The organism is Sorangium sp. So ce590, from assembly GCF_051521365.1.
Classification (GTDB): Bacteria; Myxococcota_A; Polyangia; order Polyangiales; family Polyangiaceae; genus Sorangium.
The window spans coordinates 332,122-348,657 of sequence record NZ_CP150346.1 but is presented as its reverse complement, the minus strand read 5'-3'; the positions used below and the strand labels follow the sequence as shown (position 1 = coordinate 348,657).

General features: G+C 70.7%; 13 protein-coding genes. 8 read left to right on the top strand and 5 right to left on the bottom strand.

From position 1 onward, the window contains the following. Positions 1-138: 138 nt before the first annotated feature. From WMF28_RS01305 to WMF28_RS01285, 5 genes are all read right to left on the bottom strand, one after another. Positions 139-1,254: an ABC transporter permease gene (locus WMF28_RS01305; protein WP_437600177.1), complete on the bottom strand. Its 1,116-nt coding sequence runs from the start codon at positions 1,252-1,254 to the stop codon at positions 139-141. Beyond that, positions 1,251-2,783, bottom strand: a complete 1,533-nt coding sequence (locus WMF28_RS01300) for a sugar ABC transporter ATP-binding protein (protein WP_437600176.1) — start codon at positions 2,781-2,783, stop codon at positions 1,251-1,253. Before WMF28_RS01300 ends, WMF28_RS01305 begins: the two co-directional genes overlap by 4 nt. Positions 2,784-2,785: 2 nt before the next feature. Further along, positions 2,786-3,805, bottom strand: coding sequence for a sugar-binding protein (locus WMF28_RS01295; RefSeq protein ID WP_437600175.1), 1,020 nt, complete (start codon positions 3,803-3,805; stop codon positions 2,786-2,788). A 416-nt stretch (positions 3,806-4,221) separates the two neighbouring features. After that, entirely contained in the window at positions 4,222-5,658 is a 1,437-nt protein-coding gene (locus WMF28_RS01290; protein ID WP_437600174.1) for a DUF1552 domain-containing protein, read from the bottom strand. Positions 5,659-5,660: 2 nt separating this feature from the next. Beyond that, on the bottom strand, positions 5,661-7,391 hold the full coding sequence (locus tag WMF28_RS01285; protein ID WP_437600173.1) for a DUF1592 domain-containing protein: 1,731 nt from the start codon (positions 7,389-7,391) through the stop codon (positions 5,661-5,663). A gap of 921 nt (positions 7,392-8,312) precedes the next feature. Between WMF28_RS01285 and WMF28_RS01280 the strand changes: the two genes are divergently transcribed. The 8 genes from WMF28_RS01280 to WMF28_RS01245 all read left to right on the top strand — a co-directional run bounded on the left by WMF28_RS01280 (position 8,313) and on the right by WMF28_RS01245 (position 16,525). Then, positions 8,313-8,603 (top strand): hypothetical protein, encoded by a 291-nt coding sequence (locus tag WMF28_RS01280; protein ID WP_437600172.1) that lies wholly within the window; start codon positions 8,313-8,315, stop codon positions 8,601-8,603. Between the two features lie 220 nt (positions 8,604-8,823). Further along, positions 8,824-10,425, top strand: coding sequence for a PAS domain-containing protein (locus WMF28_RS01275; protein ID WP_437600171.1), 1,602 nt, complete (start codon positions 8,824-8,826; stop codon positions 10,423-10,425). Positions 10,426-10,584: 159 nt separating this feature from the next. Next, positions 10,585-11,376, top strand: coding sequence for a precorrin-4 C(11)-methyltransferase (cobM, locus tag WMF28_RS01270; RefSeq protein ID WP_437600170.1), 792 nt, complete (start codon positions 10,585-10,587; stop codon positions 11,374-11,376). Further along, on the top strand, positions 11,373-11,942 hold the full coding sequence (gene cobO, locus WMF28_RS01265; protein ID WP_437600169.1) for a cob(I)yrinic acid a,c-diamide adenosyltransferase: 570 nt from the start codon (positions 11,373-11,375) through the stop codon (positions 11,940-11,942). Before cobM ends, cobO begins: the two co-directional genes overlap by 4 nt. After that, complete coding sequence (locus tag WMF28_RS01260) at positions 11,942-13,468, top strand: cobyrinate a,c-diamide synthase (protein ID WP_437600167.1); 1,527 nt, start codon at positions 11,942-11,944, stop codon at positions 13,466-13,468. Before cobO ends, WMF28_RS01260 begins: the two co-directional genes overlap by 1 nt. Continuing rightward, positions 13,465-14,049, top strand: a complete 585-nt coding sequence (gene cobU / locus WMF28_RS01255; protein ID WP_437600166.1) for a bifunctional adenosylcobinamide kinase/adenosylcobinamide-phosphate guanylyltransferase — start codon at positions 13,465-13,467, stop codon at positions 14,047-14,049. The genes WMF28_RS01260 and cobU overlap by 4 nt, the downstream gene beginning before the upstream one ends. Further along, entirely contained in the window at positions 14,046-14,984 is a 939-nt protein-coding gene (cbiB, locus tag WMF28_RS01250; protein WP_437600165.1) for an adenosylcobinamide-phosphate synthase CbiB, read from the top strand. Before cobU ends, cbiB begins: the two co-directional genes overlap by 4 nt. Then, a complete protein-coding gene (locus WMF28_RS01245) occupies positions 14,981-16,525 on the top strand; it encodes a cobyric acid synthase (RefSeq protein ID WP_437600164.1) in 1,545 nt (514 codons plus the stop codon). The genes cbiB and WMF28_RS01245 overlap by 4 nt, the downstream gene beginning before the upstream one ends. The last annotated feature ends 11 nt before the right edge of the window (positions 16,526-16,536 follow it).

The following is a 16,536-nucleotide window of genomic DNA, read 5'->3' as shown; positions in this document are numbered from 1 at the left end:
CACGGCCCCGAATAGAGGAGATCCCCGGCGAGGAACGGCACGTCCCCGATACCGAGGCCAGCGCGCAAGTCCGAGACGAGCGTCCCCTTGACCCCGGGGCCGCCTCATCGTTGTGCGACGACGTACGAACCGGAGGGCTCAGACGTTCTCACGATCGGGCGCTCGCGCGACCGGCGACTCCGCCGCGCTGAAGGCCGCGGCCGCCTGGAGGCTCGGCGCCGCCTCGGCGGCTCCCGCGGAGGCACGCCGGGTGCGCCGTTTTGTCTGCACCATGTGCACGATCTGGTCGAGGATGACGGCGACGAGGATCACGGCGCCGATGATGATGAACGTCCAGTTCGGGTCCAGGCGCCAGATGCGTCGTATGCCGTCCGCGTCCTCGTACGGCAGCTGGAACATGTTGATGCCGTTGTCGATGACGCGCATCACCGCGGAGCCGATGACGATGCCGAGCACCGTGCCTTCACCGCCGCGAAGCGAGCAGCCGCCGAGCACGGCCGCGGCGATCGCGTACATCTCGTACGCGACGCCGACCTGCTGCGACATCTGCCCGATGTACGACGCGTAGCAGACGCCAGCGATGCCGCCGAGGCCCGCCGAGATCATGTAGGTGGACGCCTCCACCCGCTTCACGTTGATGCCGGAGTACTCCGCTGCGTCGCGGTTGCCGCCGATCGCATAAACGTAACGCCCGAACACCGTGAAGTGCAGCGCGTAGGTCGAGAGGCCGATCACGGCGAGGAAGATCAGAAACGGATACGGGACGAGCGCGTCGCTGCCGACGTTGAGCAGCCCGCCGTTCGCGAGGTGGAGCAGCGGCGAGCCCCCGAGGCTCAGGGTGCCGCCCTCGGCGATGGTCTGCGAGACCCCGCGCAAGAACAGCATGCCGCCGAGCGTGACGATGAACGGCTGCAGCTTGAGCCGCGTGATCAGGAGCCCCTGGCCGAGGCCGATCAGCAGCGCCACGCCGAGCGCCACCGGAATGCCGATCCACAACGAGTAGCCCAGGCCGCCGACCTGGCTCGACGAGAGCTTCGCGATCAGGACGCCCGTCAGGCCGATCACGGACCCGATCGACAGATCGATGCCGCCGGTGATGATGACGAAGCCGATGCCGATCGCGAAGATCCCGAGCATCGAGATCTGCCGCAGGGTGTTGATCGAGTTCGACTGCCCGAGAAAATCCGGGTTCGAGATGTAGAGCCCCAGGCACATCACGACGAGCGCGATGGTCATGCCAAGCTCGCGCCTCACGACAAAGCCTCCACTCCGGCGTGGCCCGTCATCAACGTCGCGACCCGCTCCTGGCTGAGCCGCTCCCGCGGCAGCACCCCCTTGATGCGCCGCTCGTGCATGACGGCGACGCGATCGCTCATTCCGATGATCTCTCCCATGTCCGAGCTGACCATCAAGATCGTGATGCCTTCATCCGCGAGGGCGGCCATGTGGCGATAGATCTCGGCCTTGGCGCCGACGTCGATCCCGCGTGTCGGCTCGTCCACGATGAGCACGCGCGGGCTCATGGCCAGCCATTTTCCGAGCACCACCTTCTGCTGGTTTCCGCCGGAGAGGTTCGCGACGCTCTGACGAATGCCAGGCGTCTTCGTCCGCAACCGCTTCACCTCCGATTCGGCGACGCGGCGCTCCGTCTTCCTGTCCAAGAAGCCCCAGCGGTTGTAGTTGCCGATGCTGGGCAGGGAGGTGTTCTCTGCGACGCTGAGCGGCAGCACGAGGCCGTGCCGCTTGCGATCCTCCGGCGCCAGGTAGACGCCGCGGTCGATGGCGTCCCTGGGTCTTCGAGGAGCAAACGCCTCGCCCTCGAGCGTCATGCGCCCGCCGAGCGCAGGAGCAACCCCGAAGATCGTCTGCATGAGCTCGGTGCGGCCCGAGCCGACCAGGCCGGCGAAGCCGAGGATCTCCCCGCGCTCGGCCGAGAAGGAGATCGGCGCCGGCGCGCCGGGCACGACGAGGCCGTCGACCACCAGCACGGGCTCGGTCGACCTCCGCGGCCGTCTCTGCGGGAAGTAATGCGTGCTCAGCTCGCGGCCCACCATCATGGCGACGATCTTTTCGTGCGTCGCCTCTGCGCGCGCGAGGTCGCCGACGTGGCGGCCATCGCGCAGGACCGTCACCCGGTCCGCCAGCGCCATGACCTCTTCCATCCGGTGCGAGATGTAGACGATGCCGATACCGTCCGCCCGGAGCTTGCGGATGATCTGGAAGAGGTGCTCGGACTCACCGCTCGTCAGCGACGAAGTCGGCTCGTCCATGATGATGATACGCGCGTCCAGGGCGAGCGCCTTGGCGATCTCGACCATCTGCATCTGACCGGCGGTCAACACGGACACCGGGGTCGAGGGCGGGAGCGCCAAGCCCACGCGCTGAAGCAGCTCGTGGGCGCGGGCGTACATGCCGCCCTTCGGCAGCGGACGGAGGAGCGTTCTGGTCCCGCCGCCTTCGTTGCCGAGGAAGATGTTGGCGGCGATGTCGAGGTTCGGCGCCAGCATCAGCTCCTGGTGGATGAGCGCGATGCCGAGGCGCTTGGCGGCGCGCACGCTCTCGAGGGTGACCTGCTTCCCTCCGATCCGGATCTCGCCTTCGTCGGGCTGCTGGGCGCCCCCGAGGATCTTCATCAGCGTGCTCTTACCGGCGCCGTTCTCGCCCATCAGGGCGAGCACCTCCCCCGGATTCAGCGAGAGAGAGACGCCCTGGAGCGCCACCACGCCGGGGAACCGCTTGTTGATCGCGCTCATCGCGAGCAGGCTCGGTAGCGCCGCGGCCACGCTCACCTCTTCATCTCGGCGAGCTTCTGCTTGAACTCCGCCACGTTGGCCTTCTCGATCACATCGATGCCGGTGTCGATGCCCTTGCTCGCCGGGATCTGCGCCATCGCCGCGTCGGGCTTCGTCGCGAGCTCATGCGCCCACTTGCTCGCCATGTAGCCGAACTGAAACGGCTTCTGGACGACCGTGGCCGAGATCGTGCCGCTCTCGATGGCCGCGAGCGTCCCCTCTTCCTCGTCGAACACGGCCGCGAGGACCTTGCCCTTCTTCCCGAGCGCCTCGATGGCCGCCGCGATGGCCGGGCCGTTGTAGGACCACAGGCCTGCGACGAGCTTCAGGTCCGGGTGCGCATTGATGATGTCCTCCACGTTGGAGCGCGCCTTCGCGCGGTCCGTATTGTCCTCGCGCTTGTCGACGATCTCGATGTCCTTGCCGGCGATCGCGTCCTGGATGCCCTGGAGGCGCTGCTTCGCGTTGTCGGCGGACAGCATGCCGACGAACACGGCCATCTTGCCGCCGCTCGGGAGGAGCTTCACGATGTGGGCGCCGAGCGCCTTGCCGGCCTCGTAGTTGTTGGTGCCGATGTAGAGCAGTCGGTTCGACTTCGGGGCGTCCGAGTCGAACGTGATGAGCTTGCTCTTCTCGGCCGTCTTGTTGAGCACCGGGACCTGATCGCCCGGCGCGATGGCGCTCACGGCGATAGCGTCGTAGCCCTGACTCGAGAGGTTCTCGAGGATCTGGTTCTGCTCCTCCGTGGTGCCGTTCGGCGGCATCTTCACGTCGACCTGGACCTTGCTCTCTCGCTCATACTTCCGGACGCCTGCCTGAGCGATCTTCCAGAACTCGCTCGCGTTGTTGGTGACGAAGGCGAGCTTCACCGTCTTCGGCTTCGAGTCGGCCCCCTCGGCGGGCGCGGCGCCCGTCCCCTCGGTCGTCTTGCCGCACCCCGTGATCGCGAGCAGCGCGAACAGGGAGAGCGCTGCGATCGCCCAACCGTTGCCCCAGGACTTCGTCTCTTTCACGGCAGGTCTCCTTGCTGATTCACTCTTGAGCGCGTGGACACCCTGCGTGGCGTCCACGACCCGACAACGCTGACTGCCCTGAAGCGCGCGCGTGAAGCCACGCGCGACCCCGCCCGTACCGATGACACCGAAACAGAGCATGGCCGCCTCTCTCACTCCGCCGTGAAGCGGTGAATCATTGATTCCCGGAGTAGAAACGTCCCCCCAGGAGGCGGCCAAGAGATGCCCGCCCGGGCGCATTGTTAGCGTTCACATTTTCGGTGTCAACTCCATTGGAAGGACCATGGGTATCCTCGAGCCCGAGGGAGGACAAGGCCATCGGGTCCTCCGGAGCGCCGCGTCGAGAGGAGCGGGCGCCGCACCGCGGTCATCTCGAGCCGTGCGGTCCGACACCCAGGCTACAGCGACCTGGACGCTCAAGCCGGCATGAACACGCCCGGGAGCGCCGTCGTGTGGAGATCGGAATCCCCGAGAACGAAGTCCGGGACGCCGAACGCCCCCGCGCACGCCATCCACAGGTCGTTCGTCGAGCGGAGGCCGCGACCGCCGCTGTCCCACACGCGCCCGCCGAGGAGCCCGGTGTTGGCGCCGCCGAAGAGCAGCCAGGGCACGTTGTCCCAGTTGTGCTTGCGGGTGCCGACCTCGGTCACGTAGGGGATGAGCGTGTTGTCGAGCAGCGTCCCGCCGTTCACGTCCTGGGTGGCCGCGAGCTCCTGCAGGAACCCCACCATTTTGTTGGCGTAGAACTCCTCCACGCGCGTGAGGAACTCGAGCGTATCTCGCGTGTCGGGATCATGGCTCGTCGTGTGATGGACCTTGAAGATGCGCGAATCCGGCGGCCACAGGTCGCCGAAGCTCACGTGGTTGGTCCCCGGGGCCCACTGGAAGGTCACCACGCGCGTCAGGTCGCACCGGAAGGCCGCCTTGATCAGGGCAAAGTGCAGGGCGCCGATGCGCGCGTGCTTCTCGTCGTCGCGCTCGCTCACGACGTGCGACGAGCTGTAAGGGTCGATGTACTCGCTCACATTGACGATCTCGGGCGGCTGCTCCATGCCGCAGAACGCAGCGTTGCGCGGGTCGGCATCGAACTCCTTTTCCACCTCGCGGATCGCCTCCATGTGGCCGTCCAGCATCTCGCGCTGCGCGCTCGGCGCAAGCTCGTGGAGCCGGCCGATGTCCTTCCTCGCGAAGTCGAGCACGCTCTTCTTCTGCCGGCGCGCCCTGGCGAGCGCCTCGAGGTTGTCGCTCGTCGGCCCCCCGGGCATCATCGTGCCGAACATCCGCTGATAGACGTCGAGCGGCTGGTAGTACGGCGTCATCGGGCTCCGCGGGCCGGAGTACGACATGTGGCGCGTCGACACCTCCGGCGTGTCCGCGCGCTTGTCGCACGAGATCTGGAGCGACGCGATCGGCGTCCCCTGCAGATCGGCCGACTGCTTCACGAGCAGCTGGTCGACGCTCGCCCCCTCGGCCATGGGGTCGTCCCCGCCGTTGCCGGGGTAGAGCTGCTTGGTCCGCTGGCCGGTCGCCATCAGGACGGTCCCGCGCTCATGGCCGCCGCCGACCGACCCCTCGTAAGGCAGCTTCAGGTCGCGCATCACGATCATCCGGTCACGCACCGGCTCGAACGGGCGCAGGATGCGGGACAGCGTGAAGTTGGTCCCGTTCCCCTGCGGCCACCAGCTCTCGTAGACGGTGCCCACGGGCCGCTGGACGATGAGGAGCCGCTTCGGGCTCGGCGCGCCTTCCGCGGTCCGCTCGAGGCCGCGGAGGATCGCGAACATCCCCGCGGCGGCGCCGATGCCCTGGAGGAAGCGACGGCGGGACGAGACATAGGGCAGATTGCGGTTCATGGTCACTCCTCCTCGGTGCGCTCGGTGAGCGCGCTCGAGCTCGCGATGGCCTTCACGATGGCGGGCAGGGTGCGCGCGCCCTCCGGCAACGCCTTGATCACGTCGTCGACCTGGCAGTCGACCGGCGAGAGCTGCTCGTCGTCGGTGCCGTAGGTGATGAGGTTCCGCGCGAGGCACGCGGCGAACTCCTCCCTTTGCGCGATCGCGCCGGCGAACTCGACAGCGTTCGCGTAGCTCTCGTGCAGCCCGAGGATCCCCCCGAGCTCGATGCGCGCGTCGATGGGCGCGCCGTCGAGCGTCTCTCGATAACGACCCAGCGGATCGTAGTTCTCGAGCGCCAAGCCGAGCGGGTCGATCCCCCGGTGGCATGCGCCGCAGGTGCGGTTCGCTGCGCGCGCCTCGGCGCGCTCTCGCTCGGTCATGTCGGCGTTGAGCAGGTCCGCGACCGCGCCCGCGAGGGTCTCCGGCGGCGACGCGAGCTTCGGCAGGCAGAGCAGCGCGCCTCGAATGAACAGCCCCCTCGCGACCACGCTCGTGTTGTCCGTGCGGGAGAGCGTCGCGAGGACGCTCGCTTGCGTGAGCAGGCCGGCGCGCTGGTCGGCGGGCAAGGTGACCGGCGCGAACTCCTCCGGCGCACCGGTATGCTCGACGCCGTACACCTCGGCGAGCGGCTCGTTCGCGAACGTCTCCCGCGACGTGAGCAGCTCGGAGACATCGGCGCCGCGACCCCAGAGGGTCGCGTCCACGAACAGCTCGGTCTCGTGGAACATGCTCGCCTGGAGCAAGGGACCGTATTCGGGGAACATCCCCGGGTCTTTCACCGTGCCGAACAGGTTGCTGATCCCCCACGCCGCGAGCAGCGTGGTGCTCAGGCTGCGCCGCGTCGCCGGCAGCGCGAGCAGCCGCTCGGTCTGCCGCGCCACCTCTGCGGGGTCGCGGATGGCCCCGGAGTCGGCGGCGGCCATGAGCTCGACGTCCGGCGGGTTGTCCGTGAGGAAGAACGAGAGCTCGCTGGCGAGCTCGTGCGGCGACAACCTCACGACGCCGTCGCTTCCCTTCTCGCCGAGCTCCGTCCGGTAAGAGAAGGAGGGCGACGCGAGGATGGCCTCGACGGCGAGCATCACGCCGCGCTCGTAGCTCTCTTCCTTCCCGAGCTCGATCACCCCCCACAGGTCCTCGAGCTCGATCGCCCCGAGCGGCCTCCGGAACGCCTCCGCCGCGAACCGGGTCAGGAAGTCGCGGGCGCACGCGTCATCCCCGTCCGTCGCGCAGCCGGTCACCTGCTCGAAGCGCCCTTCGAGGCTCTCCGCGGCGTAAGCGGCCGCGTCGAGCCGGGTGCGCACCAGCGATGTGCCGACGACGATCCCCTTCTTCATGAAGGGCTTTGTCCTCTCATCGGGCGCCTGATCGGCCCGCACGGCGGCGTCCCCGAGCAGCGCACGCACCGAATTCGTGAACTGCAGATCGGGGAGCAGCACGACGCGGCGCGCCAGCCGCGGCGCGCACTGCGCGTCCTCGCCGGGTTGCTCGCCGCCGGGTCGCTCGCCGCCGGGTTGCTCGTCGACGTTGCTCCCGAGGGTGCCCGTGCACGCCGCCGCCACGAGGGCCGAGGCGCACGCGGCGAGCCACGCCGAGCGGCGTCGCCCGCCGGAGCGCTCCCGGGCGGCCTGCCCCTCCCCCACGGCGGGGGACGCCGCGCGCTGAATCCAATCCCAAACCTGAGGTCGATGCATGTTCAAGCCTCCCAGCCTATCCCGCAGCGCGGGTGTCCGTTTGCCCGCCGACCGCCCGCCGCTGCCCCGGACGAGGTGCTCCACGTTCCCGGGACGGGCGCCGTATCCGACGAGCCGCAACCCACCCTACTCAATCCAACGAGAGCAGCGATTTGCGCTGCATATGAACGCACGGCAACCTCCACGATGCTACTTATGTGCTTCCAAGATTCCAGTGGACCGGTGCGCGTGCGGGTCGCAGGTGAGACCTCGAGCCCAGCGCGGGCAGGGCGCGAGCGAGCCCCCACGAGCTCGCGCCCTGCCCGCGCCCGCGACGGCCGAGCGAAATCAATGCAAAAAACCACCCCAATCCCAGGAACGAAGGGCGCCGGAGGCGCACGACACCCCCCACCCGCGGCAAAGCAGAAGGATACTTCGAGAGTCGATTGTGAACGTTCACATGACGGGTGTCAATCCAAATGGACCCCTGCGTGTCGCGATGCACGTGAGGGCTGTGCTGCAGGACCTGCGAGACCGTCCGGTACGAGACGCCGGCGAGTTTTGTCGACGTCGACCATGAACGCGGCGCGCTCCGCCTGCAGCGCGGCCGTGACGGTGCGCCGCAGCCAGCTACCCCGCCCGGGCGCGTCCCCCTCCCGCCCTTGCGAGGCAGGACGCAGCGCCCCTCGAAACGACGCGCTCGCGTGAGTTTGCCTGAAGGACCGGTGAGCTCGGCGGCATTCATGCGACAGGAGACGATTTCGATGAAGCTGTCCCAGCCCACGGCGGCCCGCGCGGGCGCCCCGAGATTCCTGGCCGTCCTTGTCTCGACGGGCACGGCGCTCGCGGGGTGCACCCCCGAGATCGCCGTCCTCGGTCGCGACATGGGCGCCACGACATTGCCATTGCCCGCCTCGTCCCCGTCCACGTCCACCGCCGTCTATGTGCCCATCAGGGGGCACGGATCACACGACCGGGCCCGAGGCGTTTTATCCGTGGTATCAAGACGACCCCACGGTCAACGTACCGATTCCATACGTCGTCCCTCTCAAGGCGAGCGAGCGCGGCTTCGGGCACTTCTGGGGAGAGGAGTTCTTCCCCATCGACGATCAGGGGTGGGGCAACGAGGGGCGGGAGCACGACTTCGGCTTCACGTACGAGCTCCACATGACGCGGACGGGGCGCGCGACGCCACCTCGGACCCAGATCCAGACCTCGCGGGAGTCCACGTGAGCGATGTCGTGGAGGCGAAGAGCTCGGGTGGCGCCGTGAACGACCCGTGGTGCGCGTCGGACAGGCGGTCGACATAGACCACATTGTCCGCGAGCGCGTGAACCGGCGGTTCAAGGACTCGCGCCCACGCCCAGCTCGGCCAGCAGCTTCGCTGCCTGTGATGCGCCACGGGGTCACCGAGGCCGACACCCTGAGGAGATCTTGATCTACGCTCCTCCCGATGCCTAGCGACGCTCCTGTCGATCTTTACTCGCTCGCCTTCACCTGCAGCGTCGACCCGCTGCTCTTGCTCGATGAGAGCGGTCGGATCCTGGCGCTGAACCCCGCCGCCGAGCGCCTCGCCTCCACGTCCGGGGCGACGGCGCGCGGAGCGCCGATCGATGAGGCCCTGCGGCCCGATCCGCCCCTCGGCGCGCTGCTCGAGCAGGTGCTCCGCGATCGCGCCCCGCGCGCCCTGCCGCCCGACCTCGCGCTCCACCTCGCGAACGAGCGCGTCGTCCTCGCCGAGGGGAGCCTCAGCCCGCTCGTCGACCCCGCGGGCGCGTGCGCCGCCGTGCTCCTCGCGCTGCGCGACGTGACCGAGCAACGCCGGGCCGAGCAGGCGGCGCGCGAGCAAGGAGCGCGCCTGCACGCGGCCGTCGAGGCGCTCGACGTCGGCTTCGTCATCTACGACAGCAAGGAGCGGCTCTGCTTCTTCAACACGACGTACAGATCGCTCTACCCCGAATGTGCCGCCGCCATCCAGGTAGGCAATACGTTCGAAGACGTCGTCCGCGAGGGCTGCCGGAACGGGCTCCACCTCCACAGCGGCCTCAGCGAAGACGCGTGGATCGCCGGTCGCCTCGCGGACCATCGCCGCTCCGGGGAGGTCTACATGCGGCGGTTCGGAGACCGCTGGCTCACCCTCAAGAGCAGCCGCCTCGCCGACGGCAGCGTCGTCGGCCTGCGGATCGATACCACCGAGATCAAGGAGACAGAGCTCGCCCTCGAGCGCGAGCGGCAGTTCATCCGCCTCGTGCTCGACACCATCCCGCTCATCGTCACGGTCAAGGATCGGGACGGCAAGATGAAGCTCGTCAGCAAGGGCTACGCCGATTTGTACAACACCACGCCGGAGGGGGCGGTTGGCAAGACCGTCGCCGATCTGCCGCCCTCCCACGCCGAGCTCTCCGTCATCAGCGAGATGGACCAGGAGGTGCTCGCACGCATGCAGCCGGTCTCGCGGATTCAACCCGTCTCGCGCCCGAACGGCAAGGTGCGGTGGATGTCCATCATCAAGGTGCCCCTCGTCGAGCAGGACGGCACGGCGCACGTCCTCGCCATCGGCACGGACATCACGGCGCAGCGGGAGCACGAGGAGCAGATGGCCGCCACCATCGCCGAGCTCGAGCTGCAGAAGGAGGCCATCGCCGATCAGCTCGCGGTCATCCAGCGCCAGCAGGCGCTCATCCGCGCCCTGTCCACGCCCATCCTCCAGGTCGCCGAGGGCGTGCTCGCCGTGCCCGTCATCGGCGCGCTCGACGACGCGCGCGCGTCCGACGTCACCGGCAAGCTCCTCGACGAGGTCGTGCGCACAGGCGCTCGCTTCGCCATCATCGACGTCACCGGCCTCGAGAGCGTCGACGCCGCGACGGCCGACCACCTCGTCCGCATCGTCCGCGCGATCCGCCTGCTCGGCGCGAGCGGCGTCCTCACCGGCATCGGGCCCGCCGTGGCCCAATCCATCTGCGGCCTCGGGGTCGACCTCTCCGGCGTCACGACGCACGGCAACCTCCGCGCCGGGATCGAGGTCTGCCTCCGCGCCCTGCCCGCGCGGCGCTGAGCACGGACGGCGCGCCCCCTCCTCGGCGAGGGCGACGCGGAGAGGCGTGTCGCCTGGAGGAGGAATGGATCCCTGGCGTTCGCTTCACGACCGCTCTAGCTTCGCGCGCCAGCGCTCCCCGGCAGGATGGCCGGCGCACGAAACGAGGAGAGAACCCCCATGCGCGTCTACATCATCGGCGCGGGCCCAGGCGACCCCGGGCTCATCACAGTCCGCGGCGCCGAGCTCGTCGCCCGCTGCCCTGTCGTCATGTACACGGGCTCCCTCGTCCCGCGGGAGATCGTGGCCAGCGCGCGGCCGGACGCCCGGGTCATCGACTCCTCCGGCATGACCCTCGACCAGATCGTGGCGGTCTTCGTCGAGGCGAAGGAGGCGGGCCACGACGTGGCGCGCGTGCACACCGGCGATCCGGTCCTGTTCGGGTCGACCGCCGAGCAGATGCGCCGGATGGATGAGCTCGGGATTTCCTACGATATCATCCCGGGCGTCTCGTCGTTCACGGCGGCGGCGGCGGCGCTCGGGCGCGAGCTCACGCTCCCGGAGCTCTCGCAGACCGTGATCCTGACGCGCGCCGAGGGGCGCACGCCGGTGCCGCCGGCCGAGCGGCTCGAGGAGCTCGCGCGCCACAAGGCGACGCTCTGCCTCTTCCTGAGCATCACGCTGCTCAAGGACGTGACCGCGGCGCTCATCCCTTCCTACGGCGCCGATTGCCCGGTCGCGGTGGTGCACAAGGCGAGCTGCCCCGATCAGAAGATCGTGACTGGCACGCTCGCCGACATCCGGGAGAAGGTGCGGGCCGAGGGGATCAAGACACAATCGATGATCCTGGTCGGCCGGGTGCTCACGTCCACGGACTTCGCCGACTCGCGGCTCTATGATCCCGAGTTCAGCCACAGGTTCCGCAAGGCCGAGAGGCCGCGCTCTCCGCGCCCGGCGGAGGAGGGCTCGTGAGCGCGGAGGGAGGCGCCGGGGCGGGCGCGGCGGGCGCCGCGGCGGCTGGTCGAAGAGGGCTCGTCATCGTCTATACCGGCCACGGCAAGGGCAAGACGACGGCCGCGCTCGGGATGGTGTTCCGGGCGCTCGGCCGGGGCATGCGCGTCGCCGTCGTGCAGTTCATCAAGGGGAAGTGGAAGACGGGAGAGCGCCTGTTCGCCGAGACGCTCCCCGGCCTCACCTTCCTCGTGATGGGGCGCGGCTTCACCTGGGAGAGCGACGACCTCTCGCGCGACAAGGCGGCGGCGCGCGCGGCCTTCCAGGAGGCCGCGGCGCTCATCGGCAGCGGCGAGCAGGACATCGTCGTGCTCGACGAGATCACGTATGCGCTGCACTACGGCTTCATCGCGGAGGACGAGCTCCTCACGGCGCTGCGCGGGAGGCCCGCGCACGTGCACGTGGTGATCACCGGCAGGAACGCCCCCGACGCGCTCGTCGCGCTCGCCGATCTGGTGACGGAGATGAGGTCGGTGAAGCACCCGTTCGAGCAGGGGGCGAAGGCCCAGATCGGAGTCGATTTCTGATGAGCCTGGCCATCCCCCGGCTCGTCGTGGCCGGCACGGCGAGCGGCGTCGGGAAGACGACCACCACGGTCGCGATCGCGCGCGCGCTCCGCGCCCGCGGCCTGCGGGTCGCCCTGTTCAAGTGCGGCCCCGACTACCTGGATCCGACGTACCACGCGCGCGCCGTCGCCGGGACGTCGCACAACCTCGACGGCTGGATGATGGGCCGGGAGGCGGTCCTGTCGACGTTCGCCGCGGAGGCCGCGGGCGCCGATGTGGCGCTGATCGAGGGGGTGATGGGGCTGTTCGACGGGGCGAGCCCGACCGGGGAAGAGGGCTCGACGGCCGAGATCGCGAAGTGGCTCGAGGCGCCGGTCGCGCTCGTGGTCGACGCGTCCGGGATGGCCCGCAGCGTCGCGGCGCTGGTGCAGGGCTTCGCGGGCTTCGATCCGGGGCTCCGCGTCGCCGCGGTCGTGTGCAACCAGGTCGGCAGCCGGGGGCACCTCGACATTCTTCGACAGGCGCAGCGCTCGCCGCCCGTGCTCGGCGGCCTGCCGCGGGACGAGGCGCAGAGCTTCCCCGAGCGCCACCTCGGCCTGCGCACGGCCGACGAGGCCGCGCTCCCGGAGGAGCGCTTCGACCACTGGGGCGCGCAGGCCGAGGCGTGGATCGGGCTCGACGCGCTGCTCGAGATCGCGCGCGGGGCGCCGCCCTTGCCGCAGACGGCGGAGGCGGCCGCGCCGGTGGCGGCGGCTGCGCCCGGGAGAGCAGCGGGCGGAGCCGTGACAGGAGCGAGCGGCGGGGCGCAACAGCGGCGGGTTCGCCTCGGCGTGGCGTTCGACGAGGCCTTCCACTTCTACTACGCGGACAACCTGCGCCGCCTCGAGGCCGCGGGGGCCGAGCTCGTGCGGTTCTCACCGATCCGCGACGCGCGCTTGCCCGACGTCGACGCGCTCTACCTGGGCGGCGGCTACCCCGAGGCGCACGCGGAGCGCCTGACCGAGAACGCCGCCCTGCGCGCCGAGATCCGCGCGTTCGCCGGCCGCGGGGGCCCGATCTACGCCGAGTGCGGCGGGCTCATGTACCTGACCGAGGCGATCCGCACGCTGGACGGGCGCGCGCACCCCATGGTCGGGCTCGTGCCGGCGGAGGCCGTGATGTGCGAGAAGCTGCAGGCGCTCGGCTACGTCGAGGTCGAGACGCAGGCGCGCACGATCCTGGGCGGCGCCGGGCTCCGCTTCCGCGGGCACCAGTTCCGCTACTCCGAGCTCCGCCCCACGCAGCCCGCGCAGGCGCCGGCATCGCCCGAACCGCCGCCCGCGCCCGCCGCGCAGGCGCCGGCGCCCTCGCCCGCCGCGCAGGCGCCCTCGCCGATCGAGCACGCCTACTCCGTGCGGCGCCGGCGCGGCGGCCAGGTCGCGCGCGAGGGGTACTGGGCGCAGCGCGTCCTCGCCTCCTACGTCCACGCGCACTGGGCCTCGAACCCGCTCGTGCCCGAGGGGCTCGTGGCGAGCGCCGCCGCGCACCGGAAGGAGCAGGGGCGATGAGCGGCGTGCGCGCGGCGCCGCGGCGGATCGCCCTCGTCGGCGGCGGCGTGCGCTCCGGCAAGAGCGCGTTCGCGCTGTCCCTCGCGCGCTCGCTCGGCGAGCGCCGCGCCTTCATCGCGACCGCCGAGCCGTTCGACGACGAGATGCGGGCGCGCATCGCCGCCCACGCCCGCGAGCGGGGCGACGAGTTCACCACCCTCGAGGAGCCGGTCGCGCTCCCCGAGCGCATCGCCGCGCTCACCGGCGTCGACGTCGTCGTCGTCGACTGCCTCACCCTCTGGCTATCGAACCTGCTGCTCCGCGACGAGTCCGAGGGCCGCGAGCTCGATCGCATCGAGGCGCGCGTCGAGGATCTCGCCGCCGCCGTCGAGTCGGCGGCGCCCCACGTCGTCCTCGTGTCGAACGAGGTGGGCATGGGCATCGTCCCCGAGAGCCGGCTCGGCCGGGCCTTCCGCGACCTCGCCGGACGCGCGCACCAGCGGCTCAACCGGTCGGCCAGCGAGCTCTACGTGGCCGTGATGGGCGCCATCCTGCGCCTGCGCCCCGGCCCGGTCGCCGTCATGGGCGAGGACGGGCGATGACCGCCGCCACCGCGGTGCTCGTGGCGGTCGCGCTCGACCTCGCCTGCGGCGAGCCCCCGGCCGCCGTCCACCCGGTCGTGTGGATGGGCTCCGCGATCCAGGCGCTGAAGCGCCGCGCGCCGCGGTCCGGCCGCGTGGCCGAGCTCCTCTTCGGCGCGCTCATGGCCCTCGCCGTCCCGTGCCTGTTCGCGGCCCTGGGCGCCGGGCTCGCCGCGCTGATCGCCCCGCACCCGGTCGTCTGCGTCGCTTTGTCAGGGCTCCTTCTGAAGCCGACCTTCGCCCTGCGCGCGCTCCGCGACGCGGCCTTCGGCGTGCGCGACGCGCTCGCGGCCGGCGACGTCCCCGCGGCCCGCGGCGCCCTGCGGAGCCTCTGCAGCCGCGACCCGTCGGAGCTCGACGAGCCCGCGCTTGTCGCCGCGTCGATCGAGTCGGTCGCCGAGAACGCGTCGGACAGCTTCGTCGCGCCGCTCTTCTATTTCGCCCTCTTCGGGCTGCCGGGCGCGCTCTTCTACCGCGCGGTGAACACCCTCGACGCGATGATCGGCTACCACGGACGCTACGAGTACCTCGGCAAGGCGTCGGCGCGGCTCGACGACGCGCTGAACTTCGTGCCCGCGCGCCTCACCGCGCTCCTGCTCCTCGCCGCCGGCTGGCTCCGCGGCGCCGACGCGCGCCGCGGCCTCGCCGTGCTGCTCCGCGACGGCGGCCGCACCGAGAGCCCGAACGCCGGCCGGCCGATGGCGGCGATGGCGGGGCTGCTCCGGGTCGCGCTCGAGAAGCGCGGCCATTACCGCCTCGGCGACGCGGCAGAGCCGCTCCGGAGGGAGCTCATCGACGAGGCCTGCCGCATCGTCGTGCTCGCGGCGCTGCTCTTCGCCGGGCTCGCGGCGGCCGCGCTCGCGGCGACATCCTTCGGACAGGGGCTTTGGCGATGACAGCGCTCACGGTGATGGTGCAGGGCACCGCGTCCTCGGTCGGCAAGAGCCTCCTCTGCACGGCGCTCTGCCGGATGTTCCAGCGGCGGGGGCTCAGGGTCGCGCCGTTCAAGTCGCAGAACATGGCGCTGAACTCGTTCGCGACCCTGGACGGCGGCGAGATCGGCCGGGCGCAGGCGGTGCAGGCCGAGGCGGCGCGCGTGGCGCCGACGGTCGACATGAACCCGGTCCTGCTCAAGCCGGAGGGGGACTCGCGCTCGCAGGTGGTCGTCCTCGGCAAGCCGCTCGGGAGCCTGCACGCGCGCGACTACTTCGCTTATCGCGGGGAGCTCAAGGACATCATCGCCCGCTCGCTGGGGCGGCTCCGGGAGGCGCACGACGTCGTGGTGATCGAGGGGGCGGGCAGCCCGGCGGAGATCAACCTGAAGGACCGCGACATCGTGAACATGCACGTCGCGCGCGTCGCCGACGCGCCGGTGCTCCTCGCCGGCGACATCGATCGCGGCGGGGTGTTCGCGGCGCTCGTGGGGACGATGGCGCTGCTCGAGCCCGACGAGCGCGCGCGGGTGGCGGCGTTCGTGATCAACAAGTTCCGCGGCGACATCAAGCTGCTCGAGCCGGGGCTCGAGATGCTCACGGCGCGGACGGGCGTCCCGGTGCTCGGCGTGGTACCTTATCTGAAGCACCTGCGGATCGCGGACGAGGACTCGGTGTCGCTGGAGGGCCGGCGGCGGCGAGGGGCGGCGGGGCCGGGGCAGATCGACATCGCGGTGGTCGGGCTGCCGCGGATATCGAATTACGACGACGTGGAGCCGCTGGAGCACGAGCGGGACGTCGTTGTGCGGTTCATCGAGCGGCCGGACGAGATCGGCGGGGCGGATCTCGTGGTGCTCCCCGGGACGAAGAGCACGATGGCCGACCTCGCGTGGCTGCGCGCGAGCGGCCTCGCGGAGGCGGTCGCGGCGCGCGCCCGGCAAGGCGGGTGGACGCTCGGGATCTGCGGCGGCTGCCAGATGCTCGGCGGGGCGATCGAGGATCCGGAAGGCGTCGAGTCGGCCGAGCCGGCGGCGCGGGGCCTGGGGCTGCTCGACGTGTGGACGCGGTTCGAGCGGACCAAGACGACGGCGCAGGTGCGGGCGCGGCTCGCGGGCGATTCGTTCCTGGGCGCGGGGGACGCGGCGAGCGCGGGAGAGGGAGAGCTGACCGGCTACGAGATCCACATGGGCCGGGTGGAGCGGGTGGGCGGCGCGCGCGCGGCGTTCGCGATCGGGTCGAGGAGCGGCAGGGCCGATGCGGCGCTCGATGGGGCCGTATCGGCGGACGGCGCGGTGGTGGGCACGATGATCCACGGGCTCTTCGAGAACGACGGGCTCAGGCGGTCGCTCCTCGCGGCGCTGCGCGAGCGGCGGGGGCTCCCCGCGCCCGCGGGGGAGACGGCGATCCCGAGCCGTCACGAGGAGTACGACCGGCTCGCCACGGCGGTCGAGGCGAGCCTCGATCGGGCGCTGCTCGATCGGATCGTGGGGCTCGACCGGCGCTGAGCGGCGCGGCT